Origin of the sequence: Pseudomonas fluorescens (genome assembly GCF_030344995.1) — a bacterium.
Lineage (GTDB): Bacteria > Pseudomonadota > Gammaproteobacteria > Pseudomonadales > Pseudomonadaceae > Aquipseudomonas > Aquipseudomonas fluorescens_BF.
The window spans coordinates 5,523,614-5,540,879 of sequence record NZ_CP128260.1 but is presented as its reverse complement, the minus strand read 5'-3'; the positions used below and the strand labels follow the sequence as shown (position 1 = coordinate 5,540,879).

The following is a 17,266-nucleotide window of genomic DNA, read 5'->3' as shown; positions in this document are numbered from 1 at the left end:
GGTAGAATCAGCGCACTTCAGTTATCCACAAGTGGCCGACCCTTGCTAATCGAGTCCCGCCGCCGCGCCTATTTGAACGCCATGCAGGTGGTCAACTGGCTGCCGCGCACCGAATTGCCCTTTGCTGCGCCGTCGCGGCCCGAGCTGCTGGACATGCCCGAGCCCGAAATTGCTGCGCCGGTGATCCCGGCAACCCCGGCCGAAGCGCCGGTGCAGCCGGCCGCGCGTCCGGTCGAGCGGCCGAAAATCGAGATTCCGCGACCTTCGCCGGCCAGCACCCGCACGGGCGCCAAACCGGTCGAAGAAGTCGACGAAACACCCGTGGTGGCCAAGCCGGCACCGGTCCCGCCACCGCGTTTTGCCCTGCAATTGCTGCGCGCCGGCCGTTGCCTGCTGCTGGTGGAGTTACCCACAGGCGAAGCTTTCCAGTCCCGCGATCCTGCTTATCTGTTGCTCAAGGACATGCTGCGTGCCGCCGGTCTGCCGGACGCGCCGCAGATTGTCGGTGAGCCGGTGCGCTGGCCGTGGCTGAACCGCGGCACGATGGATCAGGGCCCGGAAGCGGCCCGGGATTTCGTCCAGGGTTTCCTGTCGGTGCAGATGGAGGCGGCGCCGTGCGCCTGCCTGTGGCTGATCGGCCTGCCGGCGGTGCGCTTTGCCGGTGAAGCAGATGCCGAGGCGTTCAACAGTGAGTTGCAAATCGAGGGTCTTGGCCTGGCGTGGGCCGTGCCGGGGCTGGAATTGTTGATGGAAGAGCCACAGCGCAAGGCCGCCGTGTGGCAAGCCATGCGTCGGCTGATGGCGCGCTGGAAAGAATCGAATGAGTGACGCTGTATCGTTTCGCCCGATGACCGAGGCGGATCTGGACGCTGTGCTGAAGATTGAATTCGCCGCGTACAGCCATCCGTGGACCCGCGGGATTTTTCTCGACGGTCTGGGCAAGTACCAGATCTGGCTGATGTTCGAAGGTGAGCAGCAAGTGGGGCACGGGGTGGTGCAGATCATTCTTGATGAGGCGCACCTGCTCAACATCACGGTCAAGCCGGAAAACCAGGGGCGCGGGCTTGGACTGACCCTGCTCGAATACCTGATGTCCCGCGCCTACGCCGCCGATGCCCGGGAATGTTTCCTGGAAGTGCGCGACAGCAACACGTCGGCCTTTCGCCTGTACGAGCGCTATGGCTTCAACGAGATCGGTCGGCGCCGGGATTACTACCCGGCGGTCGGCGGGCGTGAAGATGCCGTGGTCATGGCCTGCACGCTGGTCGACTGAAACGTTAAAGCATCGCGGGCAAGCCCGCTCCCACAGGTTTTAGTGTCGTATACATAATTTGAGTACGATCCGGATCTCTGTGGGAGCGGGCTTGCCCGCGATGGCGTCCTGTCGGGCAATACAAATCAACGCTTGCGATCCAGCGGATCGCGGCGCGCCAGTTCCGCTTCGTCCAGTCCGTTGCCGCCGCCGATGTCGTCCTCGTCGACCACGCTCAGATCCCAATCGGCCTGATTGTCGCCGCCGAACTCCTGGGCATCCCGGGCACCGTCCTCACGGATCAGGGTTTCCGGGCTCAGGTCATCGTCGGTGGGCTCATGGTCGGCAGTCGATGCCCCGGTGAAACCCGCTTCGCGCACACGCTCACGTGGCATCAACTGTTCGCGCTCGCGTTCGGGCAGTTCCTCGCCGATCTTCGCACTGGGCTGTTCGTCGTCGAAATCCAGCTCATGCACTGAACCCATGCGGTCTTCGTTATCATCGATGGGCTCCGGTTGCACCGCATCGAAGGGACGTCGTGAATCAGTCATGGCAATTCCTCATACTGTGGGCCTTACTGGGGTGGACTCACCGGGCGCACCAGAAATTCAAAGCAAATCACCCACGATCCCGGCGTGACCCCGACGGGCGGTCGACTGTCATACCAGCGCATCTTTCTTGAGGCCTTACAGCATGCATGACTTACAAGACCTGATTGATAACAACGAGCGTTGGGCTGACGCGATCACCAAGGAAGACCCGGATTTCTTTGCCAAACTGGCCCGCCAGCAGACGCCGGAATATTTGTGGATCGGCTGCTCCGACGCACGGGTGCCGGCCAATGAAATCGTCGGCATGCTGCCGGGCGATCTGTTCGTTCACCGCAACGTTGCCAACGTGGTGCTGCATACCGACCTCAACTGTTTGTCGGTGATCCAGTACGCGGTGGACGTGCTCAAGGTCAAACACATCCTGGTGACCGGGCACTACGGCTGCGGCGGTGTGCGGGCGTCGATGCAGGATCGCCAGTTCGGCCTGATCGACGGCTGGCTGCGCTCGATCCGCGATCTGTACTACGAGAAGCGCGAAGAGCTGGCCAAACTGCCGACCGAAGAAGAACAGGTCGATCGTTTGTGCGAGCTCAACGTGATCCAGCAAGTGGCCAACGTCGCCCACACCAGCATCATCCAGAACGCCTGGCATCGCGGGCAGAGCCTGTCGATCCACGGCTGCATCTACGGCATCAAGGATGGCCGCTGGAAGAGCCTGAACACCACGATCAGCGGTTTCGAGCAATTGCCGCCGCAATACCGCTTGCGCCCGGTCGGCGCGCCTTGATCGGTCATTCAGCGTAAACCTTGCCGACGCCGCCAGCTCAGCAGATAGCGCTGGCCTTCAAGATTGGGTGTTTCGTCGTAACCGGTGATCCACCCCCGGCAGCGCGAGGACCCGCAACCGCAGGCGAACTGCCGCAGCAGTTTGTCTTCGGTGGCGGTGTAGTCCACCGTCAGCCGTTCTCCCTCGACAATATCGCGCAGGGCCCACACCCATAACTCGCTCATGTCGAGAAAGGTGTTCGGGTCGCAACAGTGCTCGAACGCGCCGCAAAAGCGCGGATCGTAAAGATGGATACCGGCCAGCAATTGCCGGGTCTGCCGGCAGCGATAGGGCAGCAACTGGCCTGAAATCCGGCACATTCGGGTGATTCGCAGGAATGCCCGGCACGCTATGACTGCGGTGGGCACGCCCTCTGGATCGTGAACAATCTCGAAATCCTGTTTCGACGGAAATCCCATGCGCACGGGAAGTCCGGCAGACGGATAAATGCCCTCGGTATCGCGTGCCGGTTTACCCGGTAATGCGTAAGTGTTCATAACGGTCCCTGTTGGCGTCGGTGTCGCGACTTCCCTCGGCTGACGTCCTGTCAGTCCTGCGACACGATGATTGGATCCAAGATCCCGCAAATCACACTAACGGGCTACTGTCAGATCTGACAGGCGAAATAGACGCTTTCCCGCGTCAGCCAAGGCTGACGCGGGAACATCGCATGTCCGTTCAGAGATGGGCAGCAGGCGTGGCCATGTCCGGCAATGGGCTTTTCAGCTGTTGCAGCTGGGATTTGACCGGAGCGGTCGAGCAGGTCTGGTCCGCTTGTGCCACGGTCTCGTTGCGGATCGTGGTGTAGAACAGCTCGCAGGTCTTGGCTTTCTGCGTCACTTGCCAGGTTTGGGTGCAGCTGTTGAGCAGTGTCTTCGGATCGGTGCCCGGTTTGCTGCCCATCCCGGCCTGCCAGCAGGCGGCGCTCAAGTCTTGTCCCATCACCTTCAGACCGGCTGCATCGGCCTTGGCCTGGGCATCGTCGCCGGTGTAGTTGCTCGGGTCGGCGGCATACCAGATGTAGCTCGGGTGGTTGGAACCGAGCACCGGCACGTTCACCCCCGCGCTCGGGCTGATGGTCGCAAGGCCCAGTACATTTACGGTCGTACCGTATTGCTGCTTGATCCAGTTCCGCACTGGCGCACCAAAGGCAACCATCGGCAGCACGGCGCCGCTGGCGTTCTGGCTGACCTGCTTGACCATGGTGGTCTGGTAATCCTTGAAGTAGTCGTACACGCCTTCCAGGTCCTTGCCGGCGCTGGCGGGCGCGGCGATCGGGGCGATGTCGATGATGGTCTGGTAGGCCGGCGTCTGGTCGGCGGGGATGCCATTGTCGGTCAATAGCGCGGCCCAGCGGTCGGTGGTGTTCGAGCGCAGGTAATCCTGGGCCTGGGTCAGCGAGTAATCCGGCGGGAAGTGCAGCAGCTCGACACTCTTGCGGTTTTCCAGGGCCATGCCCAGTGGCAGGAACAGGTACCAGCTGTACGCCCATTTGCCGTCGGCATTGAGTTTGCTGGCGCCGTTGTAGGCCAGGTCGCCGGCGTCCAGCAGCGCAGTCAGCGGCTTGTCGTAGCCCTTCGGTACGCCGCTGATTTCGGCGTAGAGCTGATCGTTGTCGTTCTTCACCAGCACTTTGGCATTGGTGTAGCCGTCGCGCTGCACGCTCTGACTCAGGTAATGGGCGACGGTCTGCTCCAGCGTCCAGTTGCGAAAGCAGATCACGCTGCAATTGTTGGGGTAGGTGAAGAGGCGGGTGACGCGTTCGGTGCTGCCCAGTTTCAGGTCGACATCGGCGTGGGCGGCGGCGCTCAGCGTGAGCGCCGCGAGGGTGAGGCCTGCGAGTTTCAACATGCTCAGATCCTTTTCAGCGAAGGTAGAACCTTGGTGGAGGGCAATCCGGCCCGCGTCTAGCCTAGCCGGGGAACAGGTGTTTCAGCGAATAACCAAGCTGACTGGCAAGAATCACCCCGGTCATGACCACCAGAAACAGCAGCTGCAACGGGCTGAAATGCGCCCAGTGCAGTGCGGTCAGCCAAGGGTGTTTATCGCTGAACTCCGGGTCGAGCGTTCCGATGCGCCGTTTGTGCCAGAGCCCGATCAGGATCACCCCGATATAGGTGAAGGCTCCCAGCCCACCGAGCATGACCGAGAACAGCAGGATCATGACGGCTTGCGGTACGCCATGGCGCAGCACGAGCCAGCGGGTATCAGGGTTCCATCGGCGTGGAATGATCCTTTCGGTCAGCCACAGATCCTGAACGATCAAATGGGCGCTGATCAGAAACCAATAACTCAAGCCGATCCGGAAAAACCAGACAGGGACGCAGGCGAAGGCCAGGGGAATGACGATGCTCATTGCCGTGGTCTTGTGCTCGGCGGGCAGATAAAACAGCCACAGCGCCAGCGCAATTGCGGCCCATGAACGCAACCAGGTTTCGGCGGCGATGTAGCGCGGCAGAAACCGTCGCCAGTAGAAAACGTCGGCGTACGGCAAACGGGCGAGCAGGTCGGGGAAGCGCCACTTGAGGGTTTCCGACAACTGCTGGCAGGCCTGCCAGTCAGCCGGAATGAACCGGTCGGTCATGTCTTTCTGTTGCCGTGGCTTCATCGGACTGATCAGCATCCGCGCAGCCAGAGCGTCGGGCGACCCGTTGCGCTGATCTTCGGCCCGGGCGCACAGGTTGTCGTAGAGGCTTTCCTGGTTGCAGCGTTCGATCAGTGATTGCCAGAGCCAGTCCGGTTGCGGATGAATGCCCTTGGTGTCGTCCCAGCCGAACAGTTGGGACACACGGTCGAACAGCGGCACGCTCCATTCCGTGTCCAGCAGCAGTTGCAGGATGATCTGCTGCCAGTGTTCCCGACGGTCGAACACCTGGAGCCAGGGTTGGGCCGTGTAAGTCTTGAGCAGCGAGAGAAACTCGCGCTCGTTTTGCGATGCGAGCAGCGTTTCCAGCGATTGCCGGTAATCCATCAGCAACTCGTTGGCGAGAATGCTGCGCTGTCCGTCGCCGATGACGATCTCCTGCCATGGGCCCAGCCAGCCGAGGTGCTGCACCGCCCAACGGGCAATCGAAAGGCGCAGGGCGGGCTGATCGAAGCACAACGTCAACAACAGCGCCTGGAACGCTTGCGCGCAATCCTGTTGGCGCGCCTGCTCCCAGCGCTGCTCCAGATTGGTGTCCGAGAGGCCGTCCAGTAATTGCGATGCGGCTTCAACAGCCGGGTCGGCGGTTGGCTCCACGGGCTCCAGGTTAAAAGGCTCCGGATTCAGGGGCTGTACCCGCAAGACTGGCGACTCGAGCGGTGCTTCGGGCGCGGCCGGGGTCACCGGTTCGAATGGCGCCGCAGGGTAATCCCATGCATCAGTCCCGGTCTTCTGCAGCGGCTGAGCCATGGACTGCTCTTGTACCGCCAGCGCGGCGATCCCCGGGGCCAGCATGACGTCGCCGTGCTCTTCGGTCTCCTCGTTTTCAAGGCGCCATTGGGCAATCGACAGTGCGTGCTCATAGGCCTCGCGCAGGCGCTGGAAGCCTGCGGCATCTTCATCGGGCCGAAAGACTTTCAACAGGCGCGCGTAACTGCGCTTGATATCACGCAGCCCGGCGTCTTCGGGCAGTTGCAGGACAGACCAGCATTCCATGTCGTGCCTCCTTACTGCCAAGGGTTACGGTCGAGGGCGCTCAACTGCTTGCTCAGTTCGGTACGGGTTTCACGGATCTGCCGCTCGTCCTGGGAATCCAGCGCCTGCTGGAATTGCTTGGCCCAATAGCCGATCTGATCGCGCAGGTCGCCCAGGCTTTCCTGATACAGACGTTCCAGCCGCGCACTGAGCAGGGTGTTCACTTGTTGCTCGCGCGGATGGATCTTCAGTTGCGCCAAAGCTTGCAGACGCTGCTGGATTTCCTCAGGCGTCAGCACGCCGGGGTTGTTTTCGATGACCAGCGAATGTTGCTGACCGGTCAGGGGAATGCTGACCTGGGCTTCGAGCAAGCCGTTGTTGTCGTAGGTGAAGCGCACATCCAGCTCGACTTCGCCGGCCTTGCGCTTGGGCACCTTGATGTCCAGTTGGCCGAGCGCCACGTTGTCTTTGACCAGGCGGCTTTCGCCCTGAAAGATTTTCACGACGACCTGTTCCTGGTTGTCGTGAAGGGTCTGCACGGTTTTCACCCGGCTGACCGGGACGATGCTGTTGCGTTCGATGATCGGCAGGTAGTGACCGCTTTCATACTGGCGACCGACCTGGGTGGAGGTCTCGATCCCCAAGGTGTAGGAGCAGACATCGGTCAGCACCACTTCTTCCAGCGCGGCCGAACGGGCCTTGAGCGCCGCCTGAATTGCGGCGCCCTGAGCCACGACCTGATCCGGATCGAGGCTGATCGACGGGAAGCGGCCGAACAGTCCGGCAGCAAGTTTGCGCACCAGTGGCATGCGCGTGGTGCCGCCGACCAGCAGGATTTCATCGAGGTCGCTGACGCGGATGCGTGCGTCGCGCAGGGCCCGTTCGATCGGCGCGCGCAGGCGTTCGAGCAACGGCATGTACAACGTCGCCATCTGCGCCTGAGTGATGGTCTGAATCCATTGCTTTTCGCCGACCTGCAATCTGAATTCGGCGCTGGCGTCCTGGCCCAGCGCTCGGCGGACACGCTCGGCTTCGCGGCGCAGCGGCTGGAGGATGGTGGAGCGCTCGGGGAAGTCCGACACGTTGCGATGCTGATCGATAAAGTGCTCGAGCAGTACGTTGTCGAAATCTTCGCCGCCGAGGAAGTTGTCACCGGCGCTGGCGCGCACTTCCATGACTCCTTCGAAGAGTTCGAGAATCGACACGTCGAACGTACCGCCGCCCAGGTCGAACACCAGGAACGAAGTTTCCTTGTCCCGTTGGTGCAGCCCGTAGGCGAGTGCGGCGGCGGTGGGTTCGTTGATCAGCTTTTCGACTTTCAGGCCCGCCAGTTCACCAGCGATGCGCGTGGCCTTGCGCTGGGCGTCGCTGAAATAGGCCGGAACGCTGATCACGGCTTCCGTGACGGTCTGGCCATAGGTGCGTTCGACGTCTTCTTTCAGGCTCTTGAGCACCAGCGCCGAGAGCTCTTCGGGGCGGAATTTTTTATCCCCGAGGTAGACCTCTGTCGCACTGCCCATATGGCGCTTGAACAGCGATGCGGTCAGGCGCGGATGGGTGTGCAGGCGCTCACGGGCAGCTTGCCCGACCAGAATCCGGCCCTGATCGTCCAGGCCCACCACGCTGGGTGTCAGGAACTGCCCCAGGGCATTGGGCACCAACTCAGTGGCATCGCCGCGCCATACGGCAACAAGGCTGTTGGTGGTTCCCAGGTCAATCCCGACGATCATTGCAACGAACTCCCTTTGCGCTCAGACAAAAAATGAAACAGATATTGGGCGCGCAAGAATATTACCGAGGCAGTGGCGCGGTAAAGAAAGATGATGGCTCTGGGCCATTATTTGCGACAGACAACCGCAGGAAGGATCGTTCGGGTCGCTTTTTGTTGAAGGGGTCGAAGGGAAAGACAGGGCGCCGGAGCCGGCGCCCTGTAGACATCGTTTAAGGCATGACGGGCGGCAGATACGACAGCGTTGTGCCCAGCGCCCACAGCAGCACCAGCACCAACGGCGTATGCACCAGCAATTGCACGAATGAGAAACCGATCAGATCCCGCGCCTTCAGCCCCAGCACGCCCAGCAGCGGCAGCATGTAGAACGGGTTGATCAGGTTCGGCAGGGCTTCGGCGGCGTTGTAGATCTGCACCGCCCAACCGAGGTGATAGTTGAGATCGTTGGCCACCTGCATCACATACGGCGCCTCGATGATCCACTTGCCGCCACCGGACGGAATGAAGAAACCGAGAATCGCCGAGTACACACCCATCAACAGCGCATAGGTGTCATGGGAAGCGATGCTGACGAAGAACGTCGAGATGTGATGGGCCAGGGTCTGGGCATCGGTGCCCTTGACCGTGGTCATCAGCGCGGCAATCGAGCCATACAGCGGGAACTGGATCAGCACCCCGGTGGTGGTCGGCACGGCGCGCGACACCGCATCGAGAAAACTGCGCGGACGCCAGTGCAGCAGCGCGCCGAGCATGATGAACAGGAAGTTGTAGGTGTTGAGCCCGGAAATCGCGGTGATCGCAGGTTTGGTCGAGAACTCGTGGAACAGCCATCCGGCCGCCAGCAGCACCAGCAGGATGATCAGCAGCGGGCTGTGTTCCAGCCATTCGCCAGGGCGGGTGCGCGGTTGCAGCGGCGGCAGGTTGAAGGCCGGGTCGATGCCGCAGGCCTTGGCGTCACGCGCCGAGTTCGGGCCGGGTGCAGTGGCGTAGGCGATGATGATCGAAATCACGATCAGCGCCAGCAGCATGACTCCCGACTGCCAAAGGAAAATCGTCTGAGTGAACGGAATCACCCCGGTGATCGACAGAATCGACGGCGGCAGGCTGGCCGGGTTGGCCTGCAACTGCGCGGCGGACGACGACAGGCCCAGCGCCCACACGGCGCCGAGGCCAAGGTAGGCGGCGGCACCAGCGGCGCGGTAGTCCATTTTCAGATCGGTGCGGCGGGCGAGGGCGCGGACCAGCAGACCGCCGAACACCAGCGACAGGCCCCAGTTGAGCAAGGACGCAACCATCGAGATCAGCGCGACCCAGGCCACGGCCGAGCGGCCGTTCTTCGGGATCCGCGCCAGGCGATCGATCAGTTTCACGGCGGGCGGCGAACTGGCCACGACATAACCACCGATCACCACGAAGGCCATCTGCATGGTGAACGGGATCAGGCTCCAGAATCCGTCCCCGAAGGCCATGGCGGCGTCGGTGGGTTTGGCGCCCATGGCCAGGGTCGCCAGCGCGACGATGATTACCGCCAGCGCAGCGAATACCCAGGAGTCGGGAAACCAGCGTTCGGCGAAACTTGAACAGCGCAAGGCAAAGCGCGCAGAGCGGCTATCTTCGATATCAACGGCCACGGGAGTACCTCGGATTTTTATGTTTATTGTGGTCTTCGGGGCTTGGCCGGCCCGTCTGGACAGGTGCCAACAGTAAATCAACCGGCGGATTTTTGTGACCGTGTTTTGCCGAATCAGACTATGGTCTAACGGGTTGTCCGGCGGCCCGTTTGCGTAGACCATGGGCGCCTTGGTTTTTTGCCTGCCAGAGTTCTTTGCCATGACTGCCCATTCCACTGCCCGACCGGCGCCGTTCAGCCGTTCCGACTACAAGACCCTCGGCCTTGCGGCCCTGGGCGGGGCGCTGGAGATCTACGATTTCATTATTTTCGTGTTCTTCGCCCTGACCCTCAGCCAGCTGTTCTTCCCGCCGGAAATGCCCGAGTGGCTGCGCCTGCTGCAAAGTTTCGGGATCTTTGTCACCGGCTATCTGGCGCGCCCGCTGGGCGGAATCCTGATGGCGCATTTCGCCGACCGGTTGGGGCGCAAGAAGGTCTTCAGCCTGAGCATCCTGATGATGGCGCTGCCGTGTCTGCTGATCGGGATCATGCCGACTTATGCACAGATCGGCTATTTCGCACCGCTGTTGCTGCTGGCGCTGCGCATCCTGCAAGGCGCGGCGGTGGGTGGTGAAGTGCCGAGCGCCTGGGTGTTCGTGGCCGAGCACGCGCCGGCCGGCCATCGCGGTTATGCCCTGGGCTTTCTGCAGGCCGGCCTGACCTTCGGTTATCTGATCGGCGCATTGACCGCGACTTTTCTGGCGCAGGTGTTCACTCCGGCCGAAGTGCTGGATTACGCGTGGCGTTATCCGTTCCTGCTCGGTGGTGTGTTCGGCGTGATCGGCGTCTGGTTGCGCCGCTGGTTGAGCGAAACCCCGGTGTTCATGGCCATGGAGGCGCAGCGCGAAGCGCGGGTCGAACTGCCGCTGCGTACCGTGCTGCGCGATCATCGGCTGGCCATGTTGCCGGCGATGCTCCTGACCTGCGTGCTGACCTCGGCGGTGGTGGTGTTCGTGGTCATCACCCCGACCATGATGCAAAAAACCTTCGGCATGACTGCCGGCCACACCTTCGCGTTGAGCGCGTTGGGCATCGTTTTCTTGAACATCGGCTGCGTGATCGCCGGCCGGCTGGTCGATCGCATCGGCGCCTGGCGCACGGTCATGCTCTACAGCCTGCTGCTGCCGCTGGGCATCGGTCTGCTTTACGCCTGTCTGATCAGCGGCGGGGATTGGGTCGGTCTGGCCTACGCCATCGCCGGGTTGTGCTGTGGCGTGGTCGGTGCGGTGCCGTCGGTGATGGTCAGCCTGTTCCCGGCGCGAATCCGCGTTTCCGGGATCTCCTTCACCTACAACATTGCCTACGCCGCCTGGGCCAGTGTCACACCGTTGCTATTGATCGGTCTGATGCCGTGGAGTCCGTGGATCTGCGTAATGTTCTGCGCGGTGATGGGCGCGGTGGGCGTCGTCACTGCGGCGTATTTCGGCTCGCGCATGCCGCGTGCAGAACAGTGTCCGGTGGCCGGCACCGCCTGAGTTGTCGAGGCGTAACTATTTTTGTAGGACAAGCCTCAAGCGCTCTTCAGAAAAGATTTCCAAGGCCGATGGTTAGGCTGCATACCCGCTCTCCACCCAGTCCATCGGTGCTTTCCCATGTTCAACAAACGCCTGAAGCAAGAGCTGGCGGCTCTTCGTGAAGAACTCTCCAGCCTTCTGCAAGTGAAGGAAAGCCTGGAAAGCGAGATGCTGGTGCTCACTCTTGAGCCCGACGGAAGGATTCAGTCGGTCAACCAGAATTTCCTCAATGAAATGCTCTACAAGAGCCACGACCTGATCGGCCGCGCCATCGAAGACATCGTGCCAGCGCATGTGAAGTCCGACGAATTTCATCACCGCTTCAAGGCTGCCCTGACCCGTGGCGAGCATTTCGCCGGCGCTGTGCGCCTTTCACGCGGCAACGGCGAGGAGGCGTGGTTGCGCTCCATCGTCCAACCGATTCGCTCTTCGGATGGCCGGATCAAACATTTCTCGATTTTCTCCAGCGACCTGACCCGCACCATCGAGGCCTCCCGCGAACACGAAAACCTGATCGGCGCGTTGGTGCGTTCGACTGCCGTGATCGAGTTCGACCTCAGCGGAAACGTGCTGAGCGCCAACGAACGGTTCCTGCAAGGCATGGGTTACAGCCTGGCGCAGATCAAGGGCAAACATCACCGCCAGTTCTGCGAGCCGGAGGAGTACAACAGCGCCGAGTACCAGAACTTCTGGCGTCGCCTGAACAATGGCGAATTTGTCGCCGGCCGTTTCAAACGGGTCGACAGCCATGGTCGGACCGTCTGGCTGGAGGCGTCCTACAACCCGGTGCTAGACGCCAACGAAAAGCTCTACAAAGTGGTGAAGTTCGCCACGGTGATCACCGATCAGGTCAATCAGGAACAGGCCGTTGCCGACGCCGCCAACATCGCCTACAGCACGTCCCTGCAAACCGACAGCACCGCCCAGCGCGGCACCCGCGTGGTGACTGAAGCGGTCAACGTGATGCGCGATCTGTCGAAGCACATGCAGACCGCCGGCGAAGGCATCGAGGCGCTGAACGAGCAATCCCAGGTGATCGGCACCATCGTCAAGACCATCAGCGGCATTGCCGAGCAGACCAACCTGCTGGCGCTGAACGCCGCCATCGAAGCCGCTCGCGCCGGTGAACAGGGCCGAGGCTTTGCCGTGGTGGCCGACGAAGTGCGGCAACTGGCTTCGCGCACCAGTCAGGCGACCGAAGAAATCGTCGGTGTGGTGCGCCAGAATCAGGACATGGCGCGCAACGCCGTGGCCCTGATGACCGACGGCAAGCAACAGGCCGAACAAGGGCTGGCGCTGGCGGCGGAGGCGGGTACGGTGATCGTCGAGATCCAGGACGGCGCGCAGAAAGTGGTGGATGCAGTCGGCCAGTTCGCCAACCAGCTATCCAGCTGATGCCTGCCAGGCGAAGGGAGGGTCGACGGCCATCCCTTCGTTGTTTTTATCCCGCTACAATCGGCTCTTTTTCCCGGAGCAGATCCCATGAGCGAGTCCTTCCGTCGCCCGGTTCCCCTGAACAAAGCCTATCGCCTGCTCAATCACGGACCGACCGTGCTGGTCAGCGCCGCCCATGACGGGCAGCGCAACATCATGGCGGCTGCGTGGGCCATGCCGCTGGATTTCGAACCGCCGAAAGTAGCGGTGGTCCTCGATAAGTCCACCTGGACCCGGCAACTGCTCGAGGCCTCGGGCACCTTCGTTCTCAACGTGCCGTGCTTGAATCAGGCTGACATCGTGCAGACCGTCGGCTCGACCTCGGGCCTAGAAATCAATCGGGATCAAGGTCAGGACAAATTTCAGGCTTATGGCCTGCCGACCTTCGCCGGTGAGCAGGTTGATGCGCCAATGCTCGACGGTTGTGTCGCCTGGCTCGAGTGCCGGTTGCTGCCGGAGCCGCGCAATCACGAACAGTACGATCTGTTCCTGGCCGAGGTGATCGCGGCGCAGGCTGATTCGCGGGTGTTCAGCGATGGGCGCTGGCACTTCGAAGGGCATGACGGCTTGCGCACGCTGCACCACGTGGCCGGTGGGCATTTCCTGACGATTGGCAATCCGGTGGATGGCAAGACCCTTTCGGTTTGAGCGCCGCTTGATGACAAGTCATGGCCGGATGTTGCAATACAAAAAAGGCTTACCTCTCGGTAAGCCTTTTTCAGTTGGCAGCGGAATTGAGGGTTGGCAACATATGTTGAGGTGCCTGCATCACGGGGTTTCAATCAGACCGATTTCATGGGTTTGATCAGACTTTCTGCCGGAATACCGAACAACTCGTGAAGCTTCCAGATCATGGGAAGCGTCAGCGCGCGTTTGCCATTCAGAACCTCATAAACGCGGTTTGTCCGGCCAATTGCAGGAGCGAGATCGGCTGCCGACAGCCCGGACTGCTCCATCCGAAACCTTATGGCGTCAATCGGGTTGGGCAGGTCGAGTGGGAAGTGTCTGGCCTCATAGGCCTCGATAAGGGTGATCATGATGTCGAAGTAATCACCTTCAGGCGTACCGGGCTCTGGCTCATTCTCGAAAAGAGCGGACACGTCTTTGAGCGCCGCACGGTAGTCTTCTTCGGTATGAATCGGACGTATGTTCATGGGTTACTCCATTTCGACGGTATCAGCGTCGATTGCGTCGTACTGTTTGTGAGAACTCTGCAGCACTCTATCCCGGACAGCACTTTTCCGGTGTAGGAAAAGGCAGCGTGATTTAGCCGAATTGGATTCATGCACATACAAAAAAGGCTTACCTCTCGGTAAGCCTTTTTCAGTTGGCAGCGCTGATTCAATCCCCCAACGCTACCCCTTCACGCCGAGGATCCGCTCCACCTGACAGCGTTGTCTTCCCCTGAGCATCCTTGACCCGCACGATGGCCTGGGTGCCACTGGTCATGTCGATTTCGCTCACAGCGTGGCCCTTGTCCTTGAGTGCCTGTATCAGTGTCGAGCTGAATTGGCCCTGTTCCAGTTCAGTGGGGCCGTTGCGGCTGCCGAAGTTGGGCAGGCTGATGGCGCTTTGCGGATCGAGGTTCCAGTCGAGCAGGCCGACGGTGGTTTTGGCCACGTACTCGATGATCTGCGAGCCGCCGGGAGAGCCGACGGTGGCGACGAACTCGCCGCTGTTGCGGTCGAAGATCAGGGTCGGCGCCATCGATGAGCGCGGGCGTTTGCCGGGCTCCACGCGGTTGGCGACTTTCTGGCCGTTCTCTTCGGGGATGAACGAGAAGTCGGTCAACTGGTTGTTGAGCAGGAAACCCTGAACCATCAGGTGCGAGCCGAACGCTGCTTCGATGGTGGTGGTCATCGACACGGCGCCACCGAAGTCATCGACCGCCACTACTTGCGAGGTGGAAATGCGCAGCGGCGAGCGATCCGGTGCGTAGGCGACCTGCACGCCCGGCGGTGTGCCGGGTTTGGCACTGCCCATGCTACGTTCGCCGATCAGGCTGGCGCGGCTGGCCAGGTAACCCGGATCGACCAAACCTTTGACCGGCACCGGCACGAAGTCGGTATCGGCTACGTATTGCGCGCGGTCGGCGTAGGCCAGGCGCTCGGCTTCGGCGATCAGGTGCACGGCTTGCGGCGCAGGTTCGATGCCGGCGGGGTTATCGGTTTTCACTGGCTTGAGCGGCGTCAGAGACAGACGCGGATCGCGGGTTTCCAGCGCCTGCAAGGTGCCGAGAATCTGCGCCACCGCAATCCCGCCCGATGATGGCGGCGGCATCCCGCAAACCTGCCAGCGCTTGTAGTCGGTGCACAGTGGCGCGCGCTCCTTGGCCTGATAGTGCTGAAGGTCGTTCAGCGACAGGCTGCCGGGGTTGGCGTGGCCCTGAACCTTGGCCACGATCTCTTCGGCGATCGGGCCTTTGTACAGTGCGTCCGCACCTTCGTTGGCGATGCGTTTGAGAACGGCGGCCAGCGCCGGGTTTTGCAGTCGCGTGCCGACGGCTTTGACGCTGCCATCGCTGTTCAGAAAGTACCTGGCCATGTCCGGCGAGCGGCGAATCACCGGGTCGGATTCCAGCAGCGAATGCAGGCGCGGGGAGATCGCAAAACCCTGCTCGGCCAGTTTGATCGCCGGCTCGAACAATGTTGCCCACGGCAAGCGGCCGTGCTTTTTGTGCGCCAGTTCCAATGCACGCATCACGCCCGGTGTGCCTACGGAGCGTCCGCCGATCTGTGCCTGCGGGAACGGCATCGGTTTGCCGTCGGCCTGTAGAAACAGTTTTTCGGTTGCACCGGCCGGTGCGGTTTCGCGACCGTCGTAGGTGCGCACCTGCTTGCCATCCCACAGCACGATCATCGCGCCTCCACCGATCCCGGAGGATTGCGGTTCGACCAGGGTCAATACGGCTTGCATCGCGATGGCGGCATCGATGGCGGAACCACCCTGACGCAACATCTCGCGTCCGGCCTCGGCGGCCAGCGGATTGGCAGCCGCGGCCATGTGTTTCTCGGCGTGGCTGGCTTGCAGGCCGGTGCGGTAACCGGAGGCGGCTTCCGGTGCCAGCGGCAGGGTCGAGGAGGGCGGTGCGTTGCAGGCCGTGAGGGCGATGGCGCTGACGATCAGCGTCAGGGCTGGCAGGCGAAACCGGTTCAGGGGCAGGGCTGGAAACACGCGGGGCTCTCCGTCCGTGGGATAAAAGTCTGACGGACTGTATCGGCCGACCGTGTACGACGCAAACCGGAGGTCTCTTTGTCCTTCATGACTTGGCGGATTTTCTGTAGGGTCATGGGCAAACGTGAAGCCAGAACAATCAACAAGAGGCCGCCATGCACAACGAGTTTCCGATACAGCCCGGCTATCGCGAACAGCGCGAGCGCTTTCTAGCCGCCGCGAAGGTGGCGGGCGCAACGCTCTCTTCGTACGCGCATCCGCTCAATGGGCCCTTTGGCGAGTCTTTGAGTACCGATGTGGCGGTGCTGGGGGATTCAGCGGCCAAACGGCGCCTGGTGGCGCTCAGCGGCACCCACGGGGTTGAGGGTTATTACGGTTCGGAGTGTCAGATCGATTGGCTGAAGCATTTCACGCCGGGCTCGCTGCCGAAGGACGTCGCGGTGGTGATGGTTCACCTGATCAACCCGTGGGGCACGGCATGGCTGCGGCGGGTCAACGAAGACAATATCGACCTCAACCGTAATCACCTGGATTTCAATCGACCGCTTCCGGACAACCGCGCTTACGCTGCGCTGCATGAAATCTACGCCTGCAACGATTTGAACGGCCCCGAGCGGCAAAAGGCTGATGCCTTGCTGGATGCGCAGATTGCCGAACACGGCTGGCCGGCGGTGATGTCGATTGTCGAGGGCGGCCAGCACAGTCATCCCGACGGGTTGTTCTTTGGCGGCCTCGCGCCGAGCTGGTCGAATCGCACGCTGCATTCAATCATCGAGAATCATCTGGCCGGTGCTGAAACCGTGATGTGTTTCGACCTGCACACCGGCGCCGGCGAGTACGGGCATCCGATGCTGCTGACGATTACCCAAGCGCCGTATCCGGCACTGGCAAAGGCGCAATCGATTTACGGCCCGTGGCTCTACACGCTGCACACTGGCGCCGAAACCTTGAGTGAAACCGGCGTTGCCGCGACCGCCACGGGCTACACCTCGCAGGCACTGCTCAATGCGCTGCCGAATGTGCAGCTGATGCCGTTCGTGATCGAGTGCGGGACTTATCCAGGGCCGGACGTGCATCGTTACCTGCGCGACGATCACTGGCTGCATCTGCATGGCGATCCGCTGGATGCGACGGGGCGCGAGATCAAACTGAATCTGCTGGAGCAGTTCTATCCCGCCGACCCGGACTGGCGGGCGATGGTCGGGTTGCGCACGCGGCAGATCTGGGCGAAAGGGCTGGCGGCGCTGGCCGGATAAAAGAAAATGCCGGCTGATGATGGCCGGCACTTTTCTCGAGGCATAAAAAAACGGCCTACCTTTCGGTAAGCCGTTTTTAGTACTTGGTGGCTACACAGGGACTTGAACCCCGGACCCCAGCATTATGAATGCTATGCTCTAACCAACTGAGCTATGTAGCCAAGTGGCGCGCATTATTCCCCTGAAATGGAAAAGCGTCAAGCGTAAATTCAAAATATTTCTTCTTATTTTCAACCGCTTAT

The 17,266-nt window shown here is 61.5% G+C and carries 15 protein-coding genes, 1 tRNA gene and 1 pseudogene; 8 read left to right on the top strand and 9 right to left on the bottom strand.

What is annotated here, in order from left to right; genetic code table 11:
* Positions 1-81: 81 nt before the first annotated feature.
* Positions 82-828, top strand: a complete 747-nt coding sequence (locus QR290_RS24855) for an energy transducer TonB (RefSeq protein WP_115079212.1) — start codon at positions 82-84, stop codon at positions 826-828.
* Positions 821-1,273 carry a ribosomal protein S18-alanine N-acetyltransferase gene (rimI, locus tag QR290_RS24850; RefSeq protein WP_007951758.1) on the top strand — a complete coding sequence of 151 codons (453 nt, stop codon included), beginning with the start codon at positions 821-823 and terminating at the stop codon, positions 1,271-1,273. Before QR290_RS24855 ends, rimI begins: the two co-directional genes overlap by 8 nt.
* A 125-nt stretch (positions 1,274-1,398) precedes the next feature.
* Here the strand turns inward: rimI and QR290_RS24845 are convergent, their stop codons facing one another.
* A complete protein-coding gene (locus QR290_RS24845) occupies positions 1,399-1,803 on the bottom strand; it encodes a serine kinase/phosphatase (protein ID WP_115079211.1) in 405 nt (134 codons plus the stop codon).
* 142 nt (positions 1,804-1,945) lie between these two features.
* On the opposite strand from QR290_RS24845, the gene can reads away from it, so the two are divergent.
* Entirely contained in the window at positions 1,946-2,590 is a 645-nt protein-coding gene (gene can / locus QR290_RS24840) for a carbonate dehydratase (RefSeq protein WP_007951756.1), read from the top strand.
* Between the two features lie 8 nt (positions 2,591-2,598).
* Here can and QR290_RS24835 read toward each other — a convergent pair whose 3' ends face one another.
* From QR290_RS24835 to QR290_RS24815, 5 genes are all read right to left on the bottom strand, one after another.
* The gene (locus QR290_RS24835) at positions 2,599-3,126 is read right to left on the bottom strand and encodes a lysine methyltransferase (RefSeq protein ID WP_289203810.1); all 528 of its coding nucleotides are present in this window, start codon (positions 3,124-3,126) and stop codon (positions 2,599-2,601) included.
* A gap of 181 nt (positions 3,127-3,307) precedes the next feature.
* Positions 3,308-4,480 (bottom strand): hypothetical protein, encoded by a 1,173-nt coding sequence (locus QR290_RS24830; RefSeq protein WP_289203809.1) that lies wholly within the window; start codon positions 4,478-4,480, stop codon positions 3,308-3,310.
* Positions 4,481-4,541: 61 nt separating this feature from the next.
* Positions 4,542-6,269, bottom strand: a complete 1,728-nt coding sequence (locus QR290_RS24825; protein WP_289203808.1) for a J domain-containing protein — start codon at positions 6,267-6,269, stop codon at positions 4,542-4,544.
* An 11-nt stretch (positions 6,270-6,280) separates the two neighbouring features.
* Positions 6,281-7,978 carry a molecular chaperone HscC gene (locus QR290_RS24820; protein WP_289203807.1) on the bottom strand — a complete coding sequence of 566 codons (1,698 nt, stop codon included), beginning with the start codon at positions 7,976-7,978 and terminating at the stop codon, positions 6,281-6,283.
* Between the two features lie 211 nt (positions 7,979-8,189).
* Positions 8,190-9,608, bottom strand: coding sequence for a short-chain fatty acid transporter (locus QR290_RS24815; RefSeq protein ID WP_007951749.1), 1,419 nt, complete (start codon positions 9,606-9,608; stop codon positions 8,190-8,192).
* Positions 9,609-9,807: 199 nt separating this feature from the next.
* Here QR290_RS24815 and QR290_RS24810 point away from each other — a divergent pair, with 199 nt between their 5' ends.
* From QR290_RS24810 to QR290_RS24800, 4 genes and pseudogenes are all read left to right on the top strand, one after another.
* The gene (locus QR290_RS24810) at positions 9,808-11,121 is read left to right on the top strand and encodes an MFS transporter (RefSeq protein WP_115079206.1); all 1,314 of its coding nucleotides are present in this window, start codon (positions 9,808-9,810) and stop codon (positions 11,119-11,121) included.
* A gap of 117 nt (positions 11,122-11,238) precedes the next feature.
* A pseudogene (locus QR290_RS28855) lies at positions 11,239-11,967 on the top strand (PAS domain-containing protein); the annotation flags it as partial.
* 156 nt (positions 11,968-12,123) lie between these two features.
* Positions 12,124-12,555 carry a methyl-accepting chemotaxis protein gene (locus QR290_RS28850; protein WP_371857323.1) on the top strand — a complete coding sequence of 144 codons (432 nt, stop codon included), beginning with the start codon at positions 12,124-12,126 and terminating at the stop codon, positions 12,553-12,555.
* 87 nt (positions 12,556-12,642) lie between these two features.
* Entirely contained in the window at positions 12,643-13,242 is a 600-nt protein-coding gene (locus QR290_RS24800) for a flavin reductase family protein (protein WP_115079204.1), read from the top strand.
* A gap of 134 nt (positions 13,243-13,376) precedes the next feature.
* Here the strand turns inward: QR290_RS24800 and QR290_RS24795 are convergent, their stop codons facing one another.
* The gene (locus tag QR290_RS24795; RefSeq protein WP_074692315.1) at positions 13,377-13,748 is read right to left on the bottom strand and encodes a helix-turn-helix domain-containing protein; all 372 of its coding nucleotides are present in this window, start codon (positions 13,746-13,748) and stop codon (positions 13,377-13,379) included.
* 187 nt (positions 13,749-13,935) lie between these two features.
* A complete protein-coding gene (ggt, locus tag QR290_RS24790) occupies positions 13,936-15,768 on the bottom strand; it encodes a gamma-glutamyltransferase (RefSeq protein ID WP_289203806.1) in 1,833 nt (610 codons plus the stop codon).
* 155 nt (positions 15,769-15,923) lie between these two features.
* On the opposite strand from ggt, the gene QR290_RS24785 reads away from it, so the two are divergent.
* Positions 15,924-17,024, top strand: coding sequence for a M14 family metallopeptidase (locus QR290_RS24785; RefSeq protein ID WP_289203805.1), 1,101 nt, complete (start codon positions 15,924-15,926; stop codon positions 17,022-17,024).
* An 84-nt stretch (positions 17,025-17,108) separates the two neighbouring features.
* Here QR290_RS24785 and QR290_RS24780 read toward each other — a convergent pair.
* Positions 17,109-17,185: transfer RNA gene (locus QR290_RS24780), tRNA-Met, on the bottom strand.
* Positions 17,186-17,266 lie beyond the last annotated feature (81 nt).

What these genes read in the sequence shown, in the direction of transcription:
- can (WP_007951756.1), top strand. Translation starts at nt 1,946, where the DNA reads ATGCATGACTTACAAGACCTGATTGATAACAACGAGCGTTGGGCTGAC.
- QR290_RS24795 (WP_074692315.1), bottom strand. Translation starts at nt 13,748, where the DNA reads ATGAACATACGTCCGATTCATACCGAAGAAGACTACCGTGCGGCGCTC.
- QR290_RS24810 (WP_115079206.1), top strand. Translation starts at nt 9,808, where the DNA reads ATGACTGCCCATTCCACTGCCCGACCGGCGCCGTTCAGCCGTTCCGAC.
- QR290_RS24800 (WP_115079204.1), top strand. Translation starts at nt 12,643, where the DNA reads ATGAGCGAGTCCTTCCGTCGCCCGGTTCCCCTGAACAAAGCCTATCGC.
- QR290_RS24785 (WP_289203805.1), top strand. Translation starts at nt 15,924, where the DNA reads ATGCACAACGAGTTTCCGATACAGCCCGGCTATCGCGAACAGCGCGAG.
- QR290_RS24835 (WP_289203810.1), bottom strand. Translation starts at nt 3,126, where the DNA reads ATGAACACTTACGCATTACCGGGTAAACCGGCACGCGATACCGAGGGC.
- QR290_RS24820 (WP_289203807.1), bottom strand. Translation starts at nt 7,978, where the DNA reads ATGATCGTCGGGATTGACCTGGGAACCACCAACAGCCTTGTTGCCGTA.
- QR290_RS24825 (WP_289203808.1), bottom strand. Translation starts at nt 6,269, where the DNA reads ATGGAATGCTGGTCTGTCCTGCAACTGCCCGAAGACGCCGGGCTGCGT.
- QR290_RS24830 (WP_289203809.1), bottom strand. Translation starts at nt 4,480, where the DNA reads ATGTTGAAACTCGCAGGCCTCACCCTCGCGGCGCTCACGCTGAGCGCC.
- QR290_RS24845 (WP_115079211.1), bottom strand. Translation starts at nt 1,803, where the DNA reads ATGACTGATTCACGACGTCCCTTCGATGCGGTGCAACCGGAGCCCATC.
- QR290_RS28850 (WP_371857323.1), top strand. Translation starts at nt 12,124, where the DNA reads ATGCGCGATCTGTCGAAGCACATGCAGACCGCCGGCGAAGGCATCGAG.
- rimI (WP_007951758.1), top strand. Translation starts at nt 821, where the DNA reads ATGAGTGACGCTGTATCGTTTCGCCCGATGACCGAGGCGGATCTGGAC.
- QR290_RS24855 (WP_115079212.1), top strand. Translation starts at nt 82, where the DNA reads ATGCAGGTGGTCAACTGGCTGCCGCGCACCGAATTGCCCTTTGCTGCG.